Source organism: Hymenobacter sp. DG25B (genome assembly GCF_000801315.1).
Lineage (GTDB): Bacteria > Bacteroidota > Bacteroidia > Cytophagales > Hymenobacteraceae > Hymenobacter.
In genome coordinates, this window is sequence record NZ_CP010054.1 from 3,545,942 (window position 1) to 3,566,117 (window position 20,176).

At 58.6% G+C, this 20,176-nt stretch carries 18 protein-coding genes; 4 read left to right on the forward strand and 14 right to left on the reverse strand.

The window, feature by feature from the left end:
- Window positions 1–73 precede the first annotated feature (73 nt).
- Window positions 74–2,137 (forward strand): S9 family peptidase, encoded by a 2,064-nt coding sequence (locus tag PK28_RS15245; protein WP_044515288.1) that lies wholly within the window; start codon window positions 74–76, stop codon window positions 2,135–2,137.
- A 125-nt stretch (window positions 2,138–2,262) separates the two neighbouring features.
- Here the strand turns inward: PK28_RS15245 and PK28_RS20545 are convergent, their stop codons facing one another.
- The 5 genes from PK28_RS20545 to PK28_RS15270 form a co-directional block, all read right to left on the reverse strand.
- Window positions 2,263–2,631 carry an STAS domain-containing protein gene (locus PK28_RS20545; protein WP_156126426.1) on the reverse strand — a complete coding sequence of 123 codons (369 nt, stop codon included), beginning with the start codon at window positions 2,629–2,631 and terminating at the stop codon, window positions 2,263–2,265.
- A 467-nt stretch (window positions 2,632–3,098) separates the two neighbouring features.
- Complete coding sequence (locus PK28_RS15255) at window positions 3,099–4,067, reverse strand: bestrophin family protein (protein ID WP_044517335.1); 969 nt, start codon at window positions 4,065–4,067, stop codon at window positions 3,099–3,101.
- Window positions 4,068–4,191: 124 nt separating this feature from the next.
- The gene (locus tag PK28_RS15260; protein WP_231576181.1) at window positions 4,192–6,045 is read right to left on the reverse strand and encodes a MutS-related protein; all 1,854 of its coding nucleotides are present in this window, start codon (window positions 6,043–6,045) and stop codon (window positions 4,192–4,194) included.
- A gap of 50 nt (window positions 6,046–6,095) precedes the next feature.
- Window positions 6,096–6,596 (reverse strand): (4Fe-4S)-binding protein, encoded by a 501-nt coding sequence (locus PK28_RS15265; RefSeq protein WP_044515292.1) that lies wholly within the window; start codon window positions 6,594–6,596, stop codon window positions 6,096–6,098.
- Between the two features lie 27 nt (window positions 6,597–6,623).
- Window positions 6,624–7,055 (reverse strand): RidA family protein, encoded by a 432-nt coding sequence (locus tag PK28_RS15270; RefSeq protein WP_044515295.1) that lies wholly within the window; start codon window positions 7,053–7,055, stop codon window positions 6,624–6,626.
- A gap of 117 nt (window positions 7,056–7,172) precedes the next feature.
- On the opposite strand from PK28_RS15270, the gene PK28_RS15275 reads away from it, so the two are divergent.
- The 3 genes from PK28_RS15275 (at window position 7,173) to PK28_RS15285 (ending at window position 10,360) form a co-directional block, all read left to right on the forward strand.
- On the forward strand, window positions 7,173–8,000 hold the full coding sequence (locus PK28_RS15275) for an energy transducer TonB (protein WP_044515297.1): 828 nt from the start codon (window positions 7,173–7,175) through the stop codon (window positions 7,998–8,000).
- 28 nt (window positions 8,001–8,028) lie between these two features.
- The gene (locus tag PK28_RS15280) at window positions 8,029–9,585 is read left to right on the forward strand and encodes a DNA integrity scanning protein DisA nucleotide-binding domain protein (protein ID WP_048826135.1); all 1,557 of its coding nucleotides are present in this window, start codon (window positions 8,029–8,031) and stop codon (window positions 9,583–9,585) included.
- Between the two features lie 421 nt (window positions 9,586–10,006).
- Window positions 10,007–10,360 (forward strand): rhodanese-like domain-containing protein, encoded by a 354-nt coding sequence (locus PK28_RS15285; protein ID WP_044515300.1) that lies wholly within the window; start codon window positions 10,007–10,009, stop codon window positions 10,358–10,360.
- Window positions 10,361–10,479: 119 nt separating this feature from the next.
- Here PK28_RS15285 and PK28_RS15290 read toward each other — a convergent pair whose 3' ends face one another.
- The 9 genes from PK28_RS15290 to PK28_RS15330 all read right to left on the reverse strand — a co-directional run bounded on the left by PK28_RS15290 (window position 10,480) and on the right by PK28_RS15330 (window position 19,887).
- Entirely contained in the window at window positions 10,480–11,571 is a 1,092-nt protein-coding gene (locus PK28_RS15290; RefSeq protein WP_044515302.1) for a 3-oxoacyl-ACP synthase III family protein, read from the reverse strand.
- 153 nt (window positions 11,572–11,724) lie between these two features.
- The gene (locus tag PK28_RS15295) at window positions 11,725–12,228 is read right to left on the reverse strand and encodes a PaaI family thioesterase (RefSeq protein ID WP_044515304.1); all 504 of its coding nucleotides are present in this window, start codon (window positions 12,226–12,228) and stop codon (window positions 11,725–11,727) included.
- A 210-nt stretch (window positions 12,229–12,438) separates the two neighbouring features.
- Window positions 12,439–14,433, reverse strand: coding sequence for a DUF3857 domain-containing protein (locus PK28_RS15300; protein WP_044515307.1), 1,995 nt, complete (start codon window positions 14,431–14,433; stop codon window positions 12,439–12,441).
- Between the two features lie 56 nt (window positions 14,434–14,489).
- Window positions 14,490–15,722, reverse strand: coding sequence for a transglutaminase domain-containing protein (locus PK28_RS15305; RefSeq protein ID WP_044515309.1), 1,233 nt, complete (start codon window positions 15,720–15,722; stop codon window positions 14,490–14,492).
- Window positions 15,722–16,435 carry a DUF3857 domain-containing protein gene (locus PK28_RS15310; RefSeq protein ID WP_044515312.1) on the reverse strand — a complete coding sequence of 238 codons (714 nt, stop codon included), beginning with the start codon at window positions 16,433–16,435 and terminating at the stop codon, window positions 15,722–15,724. The genes PK28_RS15305 and PK28_RS15310 overlap by 1 nt, the downstream gene beginning before the upstream one ends.
- A gap of 118 nt (window positions 16,436–16,553) precedes the next feature.
- Complete coding sequence (locus PK28_RS15315; protein WP_231576182.1) at window positions 16,554–17,015, reverse strand: PPC domain-containing DNA-binding protein; 462 nt, start codon at window positions 17,013–17,015, stop codon at window positions 16,554–16,556.
- Between the two features lie 195 nt (window positions 17,016–17,210).
- Entirely contained in the window at window positions 17,211–18,476 is a 1,266-nt protein-coding gene (locus PK28_RS19235) for a hypothetical protein (protein WP_048826139.1), read from the reverse strand.
- Window positions 18,473–19,228 carry a hypothetical protein gene (locus PK28_RS15325; protein WP_044515316.1) on the reverse strand — a complete coding sequence of 252 codons (756 nt, stop codon included), beginning with the start codon at window positions 19,226–19,228 and terminating at the stop codon, window positions 18,473–18,475. The genes PK28_RS19235 and PK28_RS15325 overlap by 4 nt, the downstream gene beginning before the upstream one ends.
- A 95-nt stretch (window positions 19,229–19,323) precedes the next feature.
- A complete protein-coding gene (locus PK28_RS15330) occupies window positions 19,324–19,887 on the reverse strand; it encodes an RNA polymerase sigma factor (RefSeq protein ID WP_044515319.1) in 564 nt (187 codons plus the stop codon).
- Window positions 19,888–20,176 lie beyond the last annotated feature (289 nt).

Genomic DNA, 20,176 nt, shown 5'->3' on the forward strand with positions numbered 1-20,176 from the left:
GGCAAGCTAAGGCATTGGGCACATTTTACGGCATCCTGGTTACCTTGTGCACAAAATCCCATTCCTTTCTCTGATGAAAAAAACCTTACTATCGGCGCTGTTCTGCCTGCCGCTGGCAGCCCTGGCCCAACAAGGCGTACTCACGCCGGAGCTACTCTGGAAAATGGGCCGGCTGGGTGAAATGCAGGTGTCGCCGGACGGCAAGCAGGTGGCCTTCACCGTTACGCGCTACAACCTGGCCGACAACAAAGGCAACGCCGACATTTTTGTGATGCCGGCCACCGGCGGGGCCGTGAAGCAGCTCACCAACACGCCCGGCAGCGAAGGCAACCTGAACTGGCGCCCCGATGGCAAAAAGCTCACCTTCATCAGCGCGGAAGGTGGTTCCGACCAGCTGTATGAGATGAACCCCGATGGTTCCGGCCTGCAGAAGTTGAGTGCTTTCCCAGAAGAAGGTATTGCCAACCTGAAGTACGCTCCCACCGGCAAGTTTATCTTCTACACGCAGGAAGTGAAAACCGGCAAAGAGGTGAAAGACTGGTACCCCGACCTGCCCAAGGCCGATGCCCGCATCATCGACGACCTGAATTACCGCCACTGGAACGCCTGGGACGACTACAAAGTAAACCACGTGTTTTTCCAGCCCATCGGGGACGATGGCAAGCTTACCGGCTACGGAAAAGATATAATGGCCGGGGAAAAGTTTGATGCCCCCCTGCAGCCCTTTGGCGGTGCCGAGCAAATTGCCTTTTCCCCCGATGGCTACCTGCTGGCTTACACCTCGCGCAAGCTCACGGGCAAGGCCGAAGCCGAAAGCACCAACTCCGATATTTACCTCTACGACGTACGCTCGGGCAAAACGCGCAACCTCAGCGAAGGCCTGGGCGGCTACGATACCGAGCCCAGCTTCTCGCCCGATGGCAGCAAAGTAGCCTGGCTGAGCATGGCCACGCCCGGGTTTGAGTCAGACCGCAACGGCATTGTGGTGCTGGACCTGAAATCCGGCAAGCGGGAGGATATCACCAAAGGCTCAGAACAGGCGGCCGGCAACATCCGCTGGAGCCAGGATGGCAAAACCATCTACTTTGTGAGCGTATTGGCGGGAACCGAGCAGATTTTCTCGATTCCCGGCAAAGGCGGCAAGATTAAGCAGCTCACCAAAGGCCCGCAGAACTACAACAGTTTTGAGTTGGCCGGCAAGGACGCAGCCATCGTCAATAAAACTACCATCAGCAGCCCCGCCGAGCTGGTGCGCGTAGACCTGAAAAACGGCCGTGAAACCGCCCTTACGCACCTAAACCAGCAGGAGCTGGCGGGCGTGAAAATGGGCAAAGTAGAAGACCGCCGGGTGACCACCACCGATAACAAGCAAATGCAGGTGTACGTCATCTACCCGCCGGACTTCGACCCCGGTAAAAAATACCCTACCCTGCTCTACTGCCAGGGCGGCCCGCAAAGCCCCATCACGCAGAGCTGGAGCTACCGCTGGAACTTCCAGCTGATGGCGGCCAACGGCTATATTGTGGTGGCGCCCAACCGCCGCGGCCTGCCGGGCTTTGGCACGGAGTGGAACAACAGCATTTCCACCGACTGGGGCGGCCAGCCCATCAAAGATTATCTCTCCGCCATTGATGCCGTGAGCCAGGAGCCCTTTGTGGATAAGGACCGGCGCGGCTGCGTGGGCGCTTCCTACGGCGGCTACTCAGTATACTTCCTGGCGGGCCACCACCAGGGGCGCTTCAAGACGTTTATTGCCCACGCCGGCCTCTACAACCTGGAAAGCTGGTACCCTACCACGGAGGAAATGTTCTTCGCCAACCACGATTTGGGCGGCGCGCCGTGGCAGGAGCCCCAGCCCCGCACCTATCAGGAGTTCAACCCGCAGCTGTTTGCCCGCAACTGGGATACACCCATTCTGGTGATTCATGGCGGCAAAGACTTCCGGGTACCCGAGAGCCAGGGCATGGAAGCCTTTGGCACAGCGCAGCTGCGCGGCATTCCCAGCCGCTTCCTGTACTTCCCCAACGAAGGCCACTGGATTCAGAAGCCCCAAAATGCTGTGCTCTGGAACCGGGTGTTCTTTGACTGGCTGGGCCGCACACTGCAGCCCGGCGCCGCGCCTACTACCGGCAAATAAGCGGGCCGTATCCGCCTGGCATACAAACGCCCGACTACCTCACCGTAGCCGGGCGTTTTACTGTTCAGAAAAGCAGCCTGTAACATGCCGCTTGCAGGCAGCGCTACTTTCTGGCTCAGGTGAAATCAGGCAGTTCGCCGGGTAGAATGCTCCTGCTGACAGAACAGCTCGGCATCCAGAAGGTTATTGACAATGGGAGGGCGCAGCGCCGGCACCAGGCTATCCAGCTCCTGCTGCACGGCTTGACTTACGTGGCAGAGCACCAGGTTCATGCCGTGCTTATGAAGCTTATGGTAGTAAAAAGTCAGCAGCTCGGCGGCATTGGGGGGCAAATGGTCCAGATGACTACAATCTACCCACACGCTCGATTTTCCGCTACGCGCAGCCCGACGCAAGGCCCAATCCAAAGCATTGGCATCCTGATGAGTTTCCGGCACATCATTAGCCAGAATCAGCAAGTAGCTCTCAGGTAATATCTCTCGGTAAACTTCCATAAAAATAAAGCAGCTAAGCGTTTCGGTGGTGGGCAGAGCGGTATCAAGACAAGTAATAAACTTCCAGGAAGCCAGTAGCGGTAATGCTCTCTGAGCGCAAATGCTGAGCTGAGCTTCCTTTTCTACTGCATCCTAAACACATATCAGCTATTTGCTTTGTACGTATCCTGTAAAAAGTTGATATGCGGCAACTTAACCGGATATCGACGATGGTTAGTTTCTCCCGTGCAGCTACTAATAGAAAATTTAAATATTTAATACTGCTAATTCTTTCTATCAGGCTTCGCAGGCTGAAACAATCCTATTTGGGATTTTTGATGACTCGTTAAAATTTCAATAAACGTTACCCCTATAAATCAGAGGGTCTGTAAGATAGCGCTAATTTTGGATTGCCATAACAGGAGGCTATAGTTTTTTTCGGAGCGACGTAAGCACGGGCAGCAGGGCCATTTTTTATAGATGTCCGCCTAATACAGCACGTCGTTGTGGGGCTCTATACGGGGTGGCAAGTTCGTTTCGCCCAGCATTTCGCGCAGGTCTATTTCAATGGAGCGGCACAGCGCCGTCATGGGCACATCGTTCACCTGGTTGTCGAAGGGGTTTTCGCTAGTGTGCCCCACTATCTCAATGGTATTGAACACCCACGATACCAGCACGGAAAAAGGCACCGTCAGCCAGATGTGGTCGGGGCCCATTTGGGCAAACTCGCCAATGAGGCCCAACGGCAGCAGGCCGGCAAACAGCCATACAAACACGTAGCTGAAGAAGGCATACTGGCGCGGGAAAGGCGTGTTTTTGATTCGCTCACAGCCACCCTGCAGGTTGTACAGTTCCTCCAGGCTGCGCATCATACTTACGTGCTGAAAATCGTTGAGCAGGCCGCGCTCTTCGCGCAGCAGGCGCAGGTCGGCAGCCTGCTGGCGCACCAGGTGGGTGGCCGGGTTCCCGTACTGGCGCATACGTTCCCCTTCGGCCGCTTCCAGAAACGGCGCCACGGCTATATCCCATTGCTCGGGCTGACGGCGCAGTTGAATGCGTAGGGCATTGCACCAGGCAATGTGGCGGTACACCAGCCGGCGGTGGCGCTCCGAGAGCTCCTGGGCTGAGGCGGCGGGCGCCTCCACATCCGGGGCATCTACGCGGGAGGTAATGAATTCCAGCACCTGCACCGCCCAGGTGCGGCTGGTATTCACCACCCCGCCCCACAGCTTACGGCCCTCCCAGAAACGCTCGTAGGAGCCGTTATTTTTAAAGCCCAGGTAGAAGGATACGGCAATACCCAGCGTGGCTACCGGCTGCCAGGGTATGGCTAAAGAATGAAAGTTAAAAGGCCCGTAAACCACACAAATCAGCAGGGCATACAGCGTGAAAATGAGCAGGTTTACCCTGGCTACCCGCCAGATGAGCGACCAGCGGATATTATTACGAACATACATAGGAAAGAAGGCGGGCTTTTGCCGTTCTACTACGTAGCTAACCCGCCGCAGGGACACCGCCGAGCCGGTAAATATTGCCCAGCGCACATATTTGGTTCAGCAGTACTACTTTCCGAAAGAGCGGTTACTCCGTCACTTCATCCTCCTCCACCGCAATGCCCATCAAACGCATCAGCTGGCTGGCATTGAAGGAGCGGCACACGCCGGGCGTGAGGCGGTAGTCAAAGTGAATCTGCTGGCCGCTGAAAGTGCTGTTGAAGCTGTAGTTGGTGACGAAGCCGGGCAACTCCCCGGCCAGCTCGCCCAGCTCCAGGTCGTGGGTGCTAACCAGGCCGCTGGCCGGGCGGCGGTGCAGCTGATGGATGAGGGCGCGGGCGCCGCGGTGCCGGTCGCGGGAGTTGGTGCCTTTCAGAATTTCATCCAGCAGATAGAAAACCGGCTGCCCGGTAGCCGTGAGCTCCAGCAGCAGGCGCAGGCGCTTCAGCTCAGCGTAGAAGGAAGAAGTGCTTTCGGCCAGATTATCCTGGGTGCGCATGGCGGTATATACCTGCGCCGGGCTCACGCGTAGCCGGCGGGCACATACGGCCGCTCCGGCCAAAGCCAGCACCATATTTAAGCCCACCGTGCGCAGAAAGGTGGTTTTGCCCGACATATTGGAGCCCGTGACCACGCCCGTGCTGCCCGGCCCCACGGTGCTAAAATCATTGGTGATGCGCTCCGTAGCGAAGATGAGCGGATGCCCCATACCCTCAGCGGTGAACTCCAGCGGCGCAGCACTCAGCTCCGGCACGGCATACTTAGGGTTGGCAAACTGAAAGGCGGCCAGGCTCACCAAGGCTTCGGTTTCGGCTACTACTTCCAGCACCGCATCCAGGCGGTGGCCACTGAGGCGCTTCTTCCAGCCTTCCAGCCGCCACATCCAGAAGAAATCCCAGAAGAGCAGGTTGTTGGCAAAAAACGCCGCCAGCGTGCTTTGGCGCATGGAGAAGTACTCCACAATCAAGGCAAGGCGGCCAATAAGCCGGGAAGCCGGGGTGCCATCGGCGGCGGCAAACAGCGTGCGGTGCAGCTCCAGCAGGCGCGGGGCCTGCACCTGGCGCTCTTCCAGCAGCGCCAGCTGGTCGCGGTAGGCACGCAGCACATCGTACATACTCTCACTGTGGTCGAAGTAGGCGTCGCGGGCGGCCTGGTAGTGGTGGTTGATAGCGCCCATCAGCAACAGGAAAGGCGCCACTACCCACAAGGAGTAGCCGCTTAGCCAGAGCCCTACGCTACCCAGAGCCAGGGGCGGTAACACGAAGAGCAATATTTTCAGCCAGGCCTTATCGGCAAAAAAATCGGGGGCGCGCAGCCACTTCGTAAAGCGGCGCGGGTCATCGGCCTGCTTGGAAAAATGCCGGGCGCGGGCCTGCCACTCATGCTGCCAGGTAACATCGGGTGCCAGCTCGGCTACGGCTTCCTGCCGGGCAATTAGCTGGGCCGGGGTGCCAGCGGTTTGCAGCCAGGCCGCCAGGTGGTCCTGCCCCAAGCGGGAGGTGGCGCGACTCAGCAGCTGAAACACGGAATGCGGACCGAATACGTCCAGGTCGGCGGTGTAGGGGTGTTGAGCATCCACGTAGGGCAAGCCGGCATCAAAGCCACTGAGGCGGCCGGCCAGGCGGTCCAGCTCTTCCTGGTTTATTTGGCCCAGCAGGCGGAAATGGTCGCGCTGGTATCCCAAGCGGCTATGCCAGCGCATCACCAGCACAAACACCAGGTAAGCAGCCGCCAGCACGCCAAAGCCAAATGCATACTGCTGGCGGTTAAGGAGCAGATATACCGCCAGCGCGCCGCCCAAAAATACCGCTACCCGTAGCCAAGCCACGGCCTGGTGCCGGGCCGCGAAATGTCGCTCCCGGGCGGCATGGGCCGTCAGGTTTTCGGTGAAGAGGTCAGCAGGCGAAATGGTAAGCGGGCGGAAGGGAGAAGCGGCGGCCACGGCGGTAGAGGTTTCAGGAACCGCGAAGGTACGCGCTGTGGCGCTGCCGCCTACGCCGGATTGGCCCCCGGCTGGTCCCAGCCGGGCGGCAGGTCGCGGTGCGAGCCGTCGCAGTACGGCTTGTTTTTCGAGTGGCCGCAGCGGCACAGGGAAGTGCGCGGGTGGCTATGCTCCTGCCCATCGGGTGTGCGTACCACTACCGGGCCACTAATGAGCAAGGGGCCGCCGGGGCTTACCTCTACCCGAATGGTAGTGGCGGACATGGCTTCGGCCGCGGTGGTTTTCTGGTCGTCGGGGGCGGTGGCCGGGGCTTCCTGGTTCCGGAAGTAGCTGAGCGCGCCGGAGGGGCACTGCTCTATCTGTCGCATAATTTCCGGGCTGGCGGCGGCGGTGGGGTCTATCCAGGGGCGGCGCTCAAAGTCGAATACCTCCGGCAGGCCCCGCACGCAATGCCGCGAGTGAATACAAAGCGCCGGCTGCCACACTACCGTTACGTTGCCGTTGGAGTAGTGCTTTACAATGGGTTTGTGCTGGGGACCGGGGGTATCCATAGTTATATCAGCGGGCAGAACAAGGCGCTAGCTTACTACGGCTATGCACTTCAGCTCAATGGCGATGGGCGTGGGCAGGCAGTTGATTTCGACGGTGGTGCGGCAGGGCTGGCTGGAGGCAAAATACTCGGCGTAGAGGCGGTTGTAGGTCGCGAAGTCGTCCTTCATATTCGTCAGGAACACCGTTACGTCAATCAAATCTTCCCAGCGGGCCCCGGCTTCTTCCAGAATATAGCGAACATTCTGAAAAACGGCGTGGCACTGGCTTTCGAAGTCGTAAGTCCGGATGCTGCCATCGGCATTCAGCTCTACCCCGGGCACGTTTTTCTGGCCGCGCTGGCGGGGGCCTACGCCGGAAAGAAACAATAAATTGCCGGCCCGGCGGGCATGCGGATACAGGCCCACGGGCTCGGGGGCGCGGCTGGAGTTGTGCGCGCTGGAAGTTTCATCGGCTTTCATAAGGTCAAATCTATTGAAATTCGACTCTTTGCATATATCCTGAACCCACAGGGCGGCTTGCACCGTTGAGGATGCGGTGCCGGCGGTGCCGGGTTTCTTTAAACCTTACTGATAGCTATGATGCGCTTTGTTTCCCGTTTGGTGCTGTTGCTCAGCCTGGTGGCCGTTGGCCTCGCTCCCGCTCACGCTCAGAAAAAACTAAAATACCCCAAGCCGGAGAAAGATAAGGTATATGATGCCGTAGAAAAGCCGGCCACGCCGGCAGGCGGCCTGGAGGCTTTCGGGCAATACCTGGCCGAGCATCAGAACTATCCTACCGCCGCGCTGCAGCGCGGCGTGCAAGGCACCGTTACGGTTTCCTTCGTCATCGAAAAATCCGGCGACCTGACCGAAGTAGCTCCCATCCAGCCCGGCGACCCTGACCTAGACGCCGAGGCCGTGCGCACCGTGAAAGCCGGCCCTAAGTGGACGCCCGCCATGCACAAAGGAGCCAAAGTGCGGCAGCGCATGAGCATTCCTATTACTTTCCAGATTCCGGCTGATGCCGGCAGCGCCACTACGGCTGCCCCGGCACCCGCTGCAGCTGCCGCGCCGGCCGCTGCCCAGGCCCCCGTGCCAGCTGAAAAGGCTACGCCCACCGTTATTGCCCCCGACCAGCCCGCCCGCCCCGTAGGCGGCACGGAAGCGTTTTTTGCCTGGATTCAGCAAAACCAGAAATACCCCGCTCTGGCCCGCCAGCGCAAAACTGAAGGCCGGGTGATTATGGAGTTCATTGTGCAGAAAGATGGCTCCCTGACCGATATTAAGCCGGTAAAGCGCCTGGGGTCCGGCCTTGATGAAGAAGCCATTCGCCTGCTGAAAGCGGCACCCAAATGGGCGCCCGCCAGCTATAAAGGCCAACCCATAAAGCAAAAGATGGTGTTGCCGGTTGTATTCCAGCTATAGCCCTCGTTGAATTTTTATGCCTGATTTGATGCTTGCCCCGCTTCCTTTACTGAGCGCCCCTCCTGTACAGCCCATTGCGCCCGAGCCCGTAGTAGGCCCGCTGGCCATGTGGCCGCATCAGGCCCGTTTCCGGCAGGGCGCCCAGCAAAGCGCCCAGAGCGTGTTTGATGCATTGGATGAGGAACTGAACCCCACGGTGCTCCTGCTGGGCATTCCGGCCACCACCACGGCCGGCTCTGATCCTAATGTGAGCCTGGAACCCTTGGATGCCTTCCCCGACCGGGAGCGGTTTCTGGGGGTGCGGCAGCGGGGCCTGGCTTTGCAGCAGGAAGAGCCCTGGCCGTTCCGGGGCTACGAGGTGGTATCGGAGTGGTATGAGCAGTGGCGGCAGGAAGGCGTATCGCTGCGCCGGGCCGTGCAGGAAGTGTTCGACGCTGACCCCGCCAGCCACAAGCGCATCAGCTACGTGGGCATGCCCGTGCTGGTGCACAACCACTTTGTGCTGACGGTGCTGCAGCTGAATGCCAAAGTAGTGAAGCGCTATGCCGCCCTGCAGCCGGAGCGGTATTACACCGATGGTCGGCCGCTGGCTACGTCTCTCATTCAGGCCGTTATCATCCGCTTCCATGAAGAGTGCTGGAAGGCACTCAACGAGCCGGAAGCCGGTCTGAGCCTGTTCATTCGCCCGCGCGACACGGAGGAGCTGATTCGGGCCGCCGGCCGCCTGTTTATGGATACGCCGGCCCAGGACCTGGACCTGGACCCCACGCTGGCCAAGCTGTTTGCCACCTGCACCACTATTTCCTCCCTGCGCTATGAAGGGGCCGAGGGCGTGGGCAAGCTCCTGCTGGCCCGCCGCCGCCACCCCAACCTGGAAGAAGTATTTGCCCTCACCTGCCCTACCCCGCTCACCGACTACCGGGCCGTGCGCAAGCTGCTGGAAATGGCTACGGCCGATGTCAGCCTGCTGGCCGATGGGGAAAACGTGTACGCCCTGGGCCGGTTAGTGGGCCACTATGACCCCGCCCGCGAAGACCTGTTTGTCATCAACTTCGTGAAGCATTACATCTGGGAGTTTCAGCACGATGGGCAGGTGCTGATGCGCGCCAACTACGGCACGCCCAGCCTGCCGCGCACCCGCCTCAACCGCACCCATTTCCGCCGCGAGCTGCGCCACACGTTCGGCCTCACCGACTCCGGCAAAATTGAGCGCCTCTGGGATGTGATGATGGAAGCCAGCCGGCAGAAACACGGCACCCTGCTGGTTATTACCACGGAGGCCCTGGCCGAAGCCGACCGTCTCAAGCTGCAGTGCACCCTTATTGAGCCCGTCCCGCTCACCCCGCTCATCACCCGCCTCATCACCGCCATCGATGGCGCCGTCCTCCTCGACCCCGATGGCTACTGCTACTCTATTGGCGTTATTCTGGATGGCAAAGCCACCGGCCGCGGCACCAGCACCCGCGGCGCCCGCTACAACTCCGCCATTCGCTACGTAGAAAGCAGCCCTTATCCTTGTTTGGCCGTGGTGGTGAGCGAAGATGGTTTGGTGGATGTGATTACCAAGGAAAACCTGGGGGATTAGCCCGACTTATTGCCGCGTTAGCTCCTCAAAAATCTAAATTTCTCCTGCCTGCAATATTTTGATGAGCTATTGATCAGAATATAAGGGAATTAAAGCGGGCCGTTACCCGTTGACAAGAACAGTTACCTTTGTAGCAGTTGCCTCTTAAGCAACTGCTCCATTACCGGGCCCTTTTTATTGCGGGCTGAATAATTCTAAAAGCAAAGTTTACCAGAGAATACAACGCCGATACCTTCGCTCGCTCCGAAAGTTATTATCCCTCGGTTAGCAGGCGCCGTTGTATTACTTGTTAGAAATTAGCGCACTTATCTCATTATCTGGCTGCCAGCCATTATCTGATTGTAATATCCTTTTACGCCTCTATCAGTCTGCTTCACGGCGGCCTCAGAATAATTCTTTTTCATTCTTTTTTCCTCTATCCATGTCCGGTATCCTTAAAACGGCCCCATCCGTGTACCACAATCTTTCATCTGCCCAGTTTGGGGCAGGCATGCGCCAGACGGGTGCCATCCTACTCGATGTGCGGCGGCCCGATGAGTTTGCCCAGGGTCACCTTCCGGCCGCGCTGAACATGGACGTTTCTGACCCCGACTTCGCCCAGCGTATTGCTACCCTGGATACCAAGCGCCCGGCCTACGTGTATTGCCGCAGCGGAGCCCGATCCGCTAAAGCAGCCAAAGAACTAGGTCTGGCCGGCTTTACGCAGGTATTTAACTTGGCCGGCGGTATGCTGGAGTGGCCCAGTAAGCTGGGGCGCTCTACTTTGCGCAAATAGTCTCGGTTTCTTACCCTGGTAGCTTTTAGTTACTTCCAGGCTGAGAACCATAAAAGCTAAGGCCCCACCTGACTAGTCAGGTGGGGCCTTAGCTTTTATATGCTACTTGAATAGTGCTCTTACGCTGCTTCCGGCACTTTATACACCACGGCATTAATGTTCATACCGGCTCCTACAGAGGCAAATACCAGTGTATCGCCGGGCTGAATAGTCTGGTTTTCCAGCTCGCCTTTCAGCATAAGGTCCAGCAGGGTGGGTAGCGTGGCTACGGAGGAGTTGCCCAGCCAGGAAACCGTCATGGGCATTACCCCGGCCGGGGGCTCCTGCATGTTGTACAGGGCGTAGAGGCGCTTCAGAATGGCCTCATCCATCTTGCCGTTGGCTTGGTGAATCAGGACTTTGCTGACGTTCTCAATGGGTACGCCGGCTTTTTCCAGGCAGGCCTTAATAGCCTGGGGCACGGTTTTCAGGGCGTATTCATAGAGCTTGCGCCCGTCCATTTTCAGGAACAGCTCCTGGGCGGTGTACTCCGGGTTGGAGGAGGTACCCATGCGCAGCAGATGCGCAAATTGGTCGGTATCGGAGCGGGTTCCGTGTTTAATAATGCCCACGGGAGTTTCGCTGGCCCGGGCCTCCAGCAGCACCGCGCCGGCCCCATCGGCGTACAGCATACTGTCCCGGTCGTGCGGGTCGCACACGCGGGAAAGCACTTCCGACCCGATGACCAATATCTTCTTGGCATCACCGGAGCGCAGGAAATAATCGGCCTGAATAACGCCCTGCAGCCAGCCGGGGCAGCCAAACGGCAGGTCGTAAGCTACAGTGTGGGGGTTTTTGATGCCGAGCTTGGCCTTGATGCGCGCGGCCAGGCTGGGCACCATATCGGTGCGCTTATTAGTGGCCGAGACGTTACCGAAGTTGTGCGCGACAATGATGTAGTCCAGCTCTTCCGGATCAATGGTAGAAGAAGCCAAAGCGGCCTGCGCGGCAAAGCAGCCAATGTCGGAGGTGGAAAGGTCGTCGGTAACGTAGCGCCGCTCCCGGATTTCAGTTATCTGCTCAAACTTGTCGGCTATTTCCTGCCCGGGTTTATCCAGCCGGTTGCCGCCGGCATCATAAAACTCGGTATTCACAAAATGCTGATTGGTAATAACGCGGGTGGGCAGGTAACTGCCCGTGGCCGTAATGACCGAATACAATGTATTACTCATGGCGCGTGCTGTGCGGGATGATTCAGGTATGGAGCAGGGTGCTACCAGTGTAAATGCGCGGGAGAGCCGGGTTGAAACTACTTAATGATAACGCCGAAGCAGGCGTTCGGCCGCGCTACGCACGGCGCCGCAAGGTCGGGAAAAGCTGGGGGACTACTGCTGAGCTTCGCTCCGATTTTTTTTCGCTCTGAACGACCACGTGATGCGGAACGTGGCCACTACATCGCCCTGCAAATCAAGGCCGGTGCTGGTGCATACCACTGTGCGGCCTTCGCCGGTGGCGCGGCTTTCGGCAATGGCCTCCTCTATTTCATGGCCATTGGTGCTGGTGAAGGCAATCAGCCCCACCGCTTTCTTGGTAAAATCAGCCTCCATACCCACCACCAGCATCGACACGGGTACGCCCGCGCCCTGAATGTGCATCATGGCCAGCACCCCGCTGGCCATTTCGGCGGCCATGCTCAGGCAGGCAAAGTAGATGCTGCGGAATGGATTTTTAGTGAGGTACTTGAACGGCACCGTGACGGTAGCATGCTCCGGCGTGATGCTGGCCACGCGCAGCCCGGCCAGGTAGGCCATGGGCAGGCTGCGCAGCATAAACAGGCGCAGCTTCACGGGGTTCGAAATTGTCTGGCGAAATGCCGCGGCCTTATCCATCAAAGACGGGTTGGAGAGTGGAGGCTATGGGTCGCGGGTGGGAGCGAGAAAAGGAGTGCGTGGGGCAGATCAGGCTCCGTAGAATGGAGGTGGCAGAGCCTATCGGCCGGCAAGATAACAACATCAGCCTGAAGAATACGCTGCAAGCCGAGCAACTCCACCGAAAAAGGCATTTAACTGGCAGTAAGCACCTTTCGCCGCCGCACCTGGTTATTTTTTCTCCAGTACCAGCACTACTTTGTTGAAGTTGGCGGCGGCGTTGATGACGTTGCGGTACGCCTCAAAATCCTTTTTGGGCCAGCGGATCTGGTTGTAGACTTCATCAATGGTGACGGTGACCAGCTGGCCTTTCTGCTCGGAGCCGGACCGGAAGTAGTACACGGGGGACTTGGCATCGGGGCCGGCCTGCACGCTGAGGTTCAGATCCTGGGCGTTGCGCACCTGGTAGCCGGCGGGCAGCTCAAACTTAATGACGCGGTGGTAGCTGCGGTTGAAGTCGTTTTCCACGTCAAACTGCCGCTCCGTGGTCTGGTACAGCTCCGACTGTGGCCCAATCAGCTCCCCGATGTGGAACAGGTAGCGCGGCCCGGCCCGGTCCAGCAGCGCCACGGATTCCACCGTGGCATCCACAATAAAGGGCTTGGTGAGCGGGCTCAGGCCCTGCTCGCCATTGATAACCTTCAGGCTCTTGATGGTGGCATCCTTCACGTTGGACTTCACCAGCTCCTGCATGGCCTCGGTGCGCTTGTCTTCCGGAATAAAGGAGTAGAAGGGCTGAATGGCCTGGGCATTGTAGCCGCCAAAGGTCTGGCGCATGTCCACAGTGGCTTTGTCCATTTCCGGGGAGAAGCGCACGGTAATGTCGAGGTCGTTGGGGCTTTGGGCGGCCGTGAGGGTGGGAATGTCGCGCACTTTGCCGGTGCCTCTTTCGGTTTTGCCTTCCTTCACGGTGCGCACGAACAGGCCTTTGTTGGCCGTCCACTCGGCGGGCACCATGCCGTAGCGGTAGTCGGGCCGGGTAGGCGCCATAAACTGCTTGGTGCCGGGAAAGTAAATCAGGCTGTGGTCGAGGTAATTCCAGGTATCGAAGGTTTCGTCGAACGGCGCTTCCTCACGGCCGGTGGTGAACACCAGCTCATGCTCCAGGCCCAGGCGCCGGAATACCACGGCAAACAGCTTGGTAAAGGCGCTTTCCGGGGCATTGCGCGTGGCAATTACCTTTGTCAGGTCGCCCTCGGCGGCCGGATCCAGGTTGAAATTGCTTTTGATATACTGCTCCACAGCCTGGATTTTAGCCTCGGGCTTGGCGCTGGCCGCTACTTTCAGCTGCTTCAGGAGCTTATCCACCGCTTTACCTTCGTCCTTGGTAAGAGAGTAGATATTGCTGTGCAGATACTGGCTGGCATCGTCCCAGGTAAACAGGCGCTCCTCGCCGCGGGCCTGGTTGTAAGCCAGCTTGTACTCAATGCGCATCTGCTCGGCCTGCACGTTGGCAAAAGCTTCTTCGCGCACCGGGGCCACTTTGTCCAGCTGCAGCCGGATCAGGTGCTTGCCCTCCACCAGGGTATCGGGGGCGGGCTTGGGGCCGTGGTACACGCGGGTATCAAATACCAGCGTTTCCGGCGAAATCAGCTCAAACGTGACGTTGCGGGCCGGGATATCGGATTGCAGATAATCCCGACCGTAGAAGTTGAAGGGGCGGGCGCGGGTGTAGAGGTATTCAATCTCGCTGCCCTTCTGCACGCCTTCCAGGGCAAAAATCTTGAAGCGGCGCTCATCATCCTGCAGCTCCTTGATGCTGCTCTGGTCTACCTCCACTATCTCGCCCCGGGGGCTGATAGTGCGTGCCTTCAGGGAAAGCAGCTGGCCCCCATCCTGAATCGGTATGTAGATTTTGTTGAACTGCTCAATGGCATCGGCCGAGTTTACCCGGATGATGCGGTGGTCGGTGGTATACAGCTCCAGCTTCTCGTGGCTGGCATCGTAGGCATACTCGTGGGCAATAAGCTGGCGCAGAATAACGGCGGGCAGCTGAGCATCGGCCGCGGAAATGGGCAGCCGGCCGCGGCGCGCCTCCCAGTTATAGTTGGCATAGCGCAGAGTAGAAGGCACGGCCGTAGCCACCGACTGCGCTAGCACCGCCGCGGTGCTGGTCAGCAATAACAGCAGCACAGCAAGCAGCCGCATCCGGAAAATAGAAGGCATATAACGGAGGTAAGGAGGCGCTACAGGCAGCACGCCCGCAGCATAAGGGCGGAATATCAGGCTTTTTTTCGCTTTAGGATGACCACGTCCCGGTAGGCGGCCGTGAGCTTATCTACCACGGCATTCCACTGGGCAAACTGCGTGGGCTGTAGCAGCAGGTAGTTAATGTAGACTTCCTTATCCTGCACAATTTTATTGCCGGCGCGCTCGTAGCGGATGGTGAAGCCCAGCACAGGGTCCTGCACGGAGGCATTGGCGGGCAGGTATTCCACCTCGTAGCCGGCCGGAATTTCCAGTTCGGTGCGGGAATGGGTGGTGTGGTTGAATTCGTTGTAGCGGGGCAGGCGACGCTTGGCCGGGTCTATCCGGTCGTTGGCGTAAGGCTGCTCCAGGTTCAGGTTCACGTAGATTTCGTCGTCTAGCTTCTGCACGTAGTCCTGCACGTGGTATTCGTAGTCGATGGCCAGGGGCTGGTCGCGCTCTTCGCGGTTACGAATGGTGTAGCGGTCCACGAAAAACTTGTTGTTGCCGCGCTCCAGCAGTTTTTTCAGGTACCTGGGCTCGTTGGTTTCATCCAGTCCATCCAGCGCGTAAGACTGCATAATTTTGGGGTAGCCGCTCATCGTCAGCTGCCCTTTGCCGCGCAGCCCCGTCCCGTCCAGCGTCAGCGTCGAAACATCGGCAATGCTGTTCTGCTCCTTCGGAATAACCGGCACGCTCACCACTTTGGAGGTTTTGCCATCGATAGACATCAACGCTTCCTTGCCCTGAATCATGGAAGAAGGCATCCCAAACGGTGTGTGCTGGCTGGTGGCATCCAGGAAAATGTACTGCCCGGGCTTGGCCTCGTAGGTAGTAATCATGTGGTTATCCACGCCGGGCGTGGCCACCTCGGAGTAGCGGTAGGGCAGGTCGCGGGTGCCAATCCAGGTGAGGTAGGATTTGATACCCGCCAGCTGCAGCATGTCGTGGGTCAGGTTGGCCATGTCCTTGCAGTCGCCGTAGCGGCGGCCGTACACCAGGCCGGCATCGTGGGGAATAAACCCGCGCAGGCCGTTTTCGAAGGCTATGTAGCGCACGTTATCCTGCACCCAGTAGAAAATGCGGCGTACCCGCTCCTCTTCGGTTTTGGCACCCACTACCAGGGAGTCCACAGTGTGCTTGAGAGCCGGGTTATTTTTGCGGTCGATGCGGGAAATGAAGCTGGAGTAGAGCGAGAACAACTCGGGTACGCCCGAAAGCAGCTTGCGCGACTGCCCAGCCACGGGTGCTTCCTCAATGTAGTACATCAGGTGCGGGCGGTAGTAGCTGCTTTCCGGGCCGTTGTCGTCGCGCGGGGCGTGGGCAGGTTGTCGGCGGCCCAGCGGTAAACCACCGTGTTGCCTTTCTGCTGCTTGCTGAACTGCACCTTCACCTGGTCGGTGTTGAAGAGCTTGCCCTCCACTTTCACGCCGGCCGGAGCCGTAATGGTCAGCTCGGCGTGACGTACGGGCACGTAGGAGCTAAAGAAGAAGGGCTGCAGAAAGCGCGAGTCGGGGTGGCGCACGGTGTAGTCCGTTACGGTGCGCGCCCCGGGCGTCACCATCGGGAAGCTGAAGGTCGTCACGCGGGTATCGTCGTAGAAAATACCGGGCTGGGTTTCAAACTTCGATTTAAAGTCCGTCACCTTCACCGTGCGGTAGTCGCGGCCATTAGGCACCATAGTGCGGGCCTCTACTTTCTGCAGACGGTTGAACAGGGAGCTATACACCCGGTCATCGGCATACATGGAAGTCTGGGCTTCCAGGTGCAGCATATCATAATGGTGGCGTGCCAGCACCTGTACCGAGTCGCCCACAATTTCCACGGTCAGGTCCTGGCGGTAGTCCAGGTACACGGCTTTTTCGCCGGGGTATTGCTGCAGGGCCTGCGCCAGGAGCTGCGCGGGTTGCTGGGCCCGGGCTGTAAAGCTGCTGGCAACCAGCAGCGCAACCAGCAGATATCGATAAGAAAATCTATGCATGATGCTTCCTACACTAGAATAGTACCTGGGCTTGAGGCCAAACAGCAGCCTGTTTGCCCCGGGCCCGTTCCCACGATAATAACGCCGGCCACCGCGAAGTTCATCCGGCCGGCGGCTTTTATTTTTTAGGCGAAGCGCGCTTTTTCCCGACGGGCTTTACCGGGCACACCACCAGTTCCTGGTAAGTAGATACCGGGTCGGTTTCGCGCCGGAAATCTACGTCGTCCAGCACACCCAGCACCAGTTCGGCGGTGGTATAAATGCGGTTACCATCCAGCAGGTGCCCGCCCACGGTGCGGCCGGTAGAATCGGCAAAAGCCAGGTGCAGGTGGCTGCCGTTTACCGACAGCGTGCCCACCAACGATACAATCTCAAAATGCCCCTGGTACACCGTAGGTCCTTCTTGATTAGCCAGACGCAGCGTAGCCGTAGTAAGGCTGCCCACGCAGGTAAGCACCGTAGCGGCTTTCAGGTGGTGCTGCGCTACAAAAGCCAGCAGCTGCTGGCGCAAATCGTCTCCCGGGCGCAGGCGCAGGGCGTAGGTACGCATAGCAGAAGGCTGGGCCGCAGGAACCGACATAGAAGCAGAAGAAGGAGCTGTTTGAGCCCGGGCAGCCTGCCCGCTCATCAGCAGTAGTATCAAGATAAAAACAACCCGCATAAAAACTAAAAAACGCATACTGTTCAAAGGTAATCAGGTGGCCTGCACGGCGGGTTTAGGAGCAACAAAAAAGCCGGCTATACCGGCTTTTTTATTTCAACAAAGTAGGCTGATCTATTTGTTGAAGCTCACGTTGGTGTACTTGGTCTTGATGTTCACGTTGCCCGTAGGCCGCAGCGACGACCGGCCGAACTGGCCCTGCATGTCACTGGAAGCGGAGCTGCTTTCTTCTGAGCGCACCGTTACCAGGCGCTTGTCTACCAGCAGCTTGCCATTCTGGGTGTTTACATCAAAGTTGAAGCCGGTACCATCGGGGAAGTTGAGCAGGATGGTGCTGTAGCCGCCGTCCAGGTTAATCTGGCGGAAGTTGGGGCTGGTATTGCGCACCTCAAAGGTGGGGCAGTGCTGCACCGTCATGTCCAGCCGCTCGCTCACCTTATCAATGCTGAACTTGCTGAAGCCGGAGGTGCCTTCTAGATTCTTTACCGTGCCCAGTGCTACGTCGCCGTACTTGCTGTGGATGGTCAGGTTCTGAACCGTGCCAATATCAATATCAGAGTAGTTGTTGCGCAGCTCCACGGCATTGCCGCCATCCAGCCGCAGCTTGGCGTAGCTGGCATCCACCACCGCTTTGCGGGCATACTCTACGGAGGCCGAGCCGTTCTTTATCCGCACGATGTTGTCCTCGCCTTCCAGCCGGCCGGTACGCAGCGTGCCGTATTCCACGGCCAGCAGGCTGGGGCCGCTCAGGTCGCCAGAAATGCTCACGTCGCCGAAGGTATTCATCACCTTCAGGGCCTGATTTTTGGGCAGCCACACGGTGTAGTTTACCTCATACAGCCGGTGCTTGCTCCAGCACTCCCGGGGCATAGTGCCGAAGGAAGTAGTGGCGCTGATACCGCCGTTGGCTTCGGGGTCGTTGTTTTTCAACGAAACCTGAATCATTTCCAGCAGCTGCTGGGCTTTCTCCTCCGATTCGGCCCGCGTGGTAATATCCACATCGGTGCGTACTTCCTTGCGCGACCACACATTGATCTGCACACGGCCATAGCGGGTATTCAGCACGTAAGGCCGCGTAATGGGTGCTACAAAGGTGCGGCTCAGCTTGCGGTTTTTCTCTACTACCGGGCCAACGGACTCCGTCTGCTGCGGCCCCTGCCCCGAGGTTTGCTCCGTCTGATCCGGGCAGCCAATTTCTATAGGCGTAGGCTGGTAGCCCGCCGAGCCGGGCTCACTGGGTTGCGTGAAATAAACGGTGGAGGACCTGCTCACGAGCTTACCCACTACCATCTGCCCCTGGGTGGGGGCAGCCAGCATCAGCAGGCCGGCCAGCGCGAGGGCACCGGGCCAGTGGCGAGTCCAGGTAGAAGCGGCTTTCATCGGTTGTCAGCGTAAAGCGTGGGCGCGTCGTGGTAATCGTTCATCTGCTCGCGCATGCGCAGCTGCTGGTTCAAAATATCCAGTCGAATCTGCAGGTTCCGGTTCATGGCGTCCAGCACCATGTTGGGGTCGGGGTTACGGGTCAGCTCTACTTTCAGCTCGTGGTAGGTAGAGTCCAGGCTGGCCAGCTCGCGGTGCCAGTCGGCGGGAGAGCCGGCCTTGGTCTGCTTTTCCAGCTGTACCAGCTCACTTTGCCGCTCTATAATCTGGGCGGCATAGTAAGACTCCATCCGCTGCACTACCCGCGCAATATCCTGGCGCGGCGAATCGACGGCGGCCGTGGTCATGGCTACCGGGCTGCGGCCCGTGTACAGGTGCAGGGCTTCCTGCTCTGAAACCTGCTGGCTGAGCTGATCCTTCATAGCCCATTGCCCCAGCGCCGCCTTTTTCCAGGGAATAGAAGCGGCGGAGGTACCAAAGCGGGAGCTATAGCCCACGCCGGCCAGCAGCAAAAGCGCCAGCACCGCGGCCAGGCCATAGCGGCCGGCACCTTTATGCCAGGCCATGGGTATTACCGTAGCCGACTCTTCGGTGGCCGGAATCAAACGTAAAGTGGGTTGCTCTACCGTGCCCGCAGGTGCATCAAGCTCGGCTTCGATGCTGTCCCACAGGTCCGGGCGGGGCTCAAAGGCGTCGAAGTCCGCGCGGTGGCGGTCGACGAATTCTTCAAGTCCGGTGGGTTTCTTATTCATACAGGTGGTTATACGCACAGTTCGTCCCTTCGCCGAGTAAGTCCGGATTCCTTATCCGGAGAGCGGGTGCCTCGGCAAAATGGCAGCGGGCTCTTTTACATTCCGTGGTTGCGGGCCAGCTCCAGCAATTTTTTGCGGGCGCGGCTGTATTGCGACTTAGATGTAGATTCAGTGATATTAAGAATGGAGGCAATTTCGGCGTGGTCATAGCCCTCCAGCAGGTACAACGACAACACCACGCGGTAGCCATCGGGCAGCTCCTGTACGCACCGTCGTACGACATCAGCCCTCCAGGTGGTTTCTTCCAGCTCCGCGCTGGTTTCCGCGTAATCAAGGCTTATTCCGTCATGCTGCTCACCCAGCGGCACCAGCTGCAGGCGGCGGTTACGCAGGCAGTTGATAGATTTATTGATAACGATGCGCTTCAGCCAGCTGCCAAAGGAAGAATCTCCCTTGTAGCTGTGCAGCTCGCGGAAAGCACTCAGAAAGGCTTCCTGCAGCACATCTTCCGCCTCCGCGTAGTCGCCCGTAATGCGCAACGACGCATTAAACATGGCGCGGGAGTACCGTTTATAGATTTCGGCCTGGGCGCGACGGTCGCCCAGCCGGCACCGCTCCACGAGCGGGGCATTGATGTCGGTATACGCTACTGCTTCCATGCGGTACGCGGGTTGGCAAAAGGTAAAAAATCGGTAACCGGTAAATATCCGACTTTCTAAGCTAAGCTACTAGCTCTGACGGGTAAGCATGGGAAAGACAAACTGAAATACCAGAGGTTGCACCACGCTGCAGAAGTTGCGAGCAGAAGCATGAGAAGTAGAACGAAGCTCCGGCTTCGCGGACGAGCAGAGCGAGTACTGACGTATGCTGACGTTGAGCCAACGCGTTGGAACTCGCTGTGCTCGTCCGCGAAGCCGGAGCTTCGCGTTACATGCAAAAGGCCTGTCT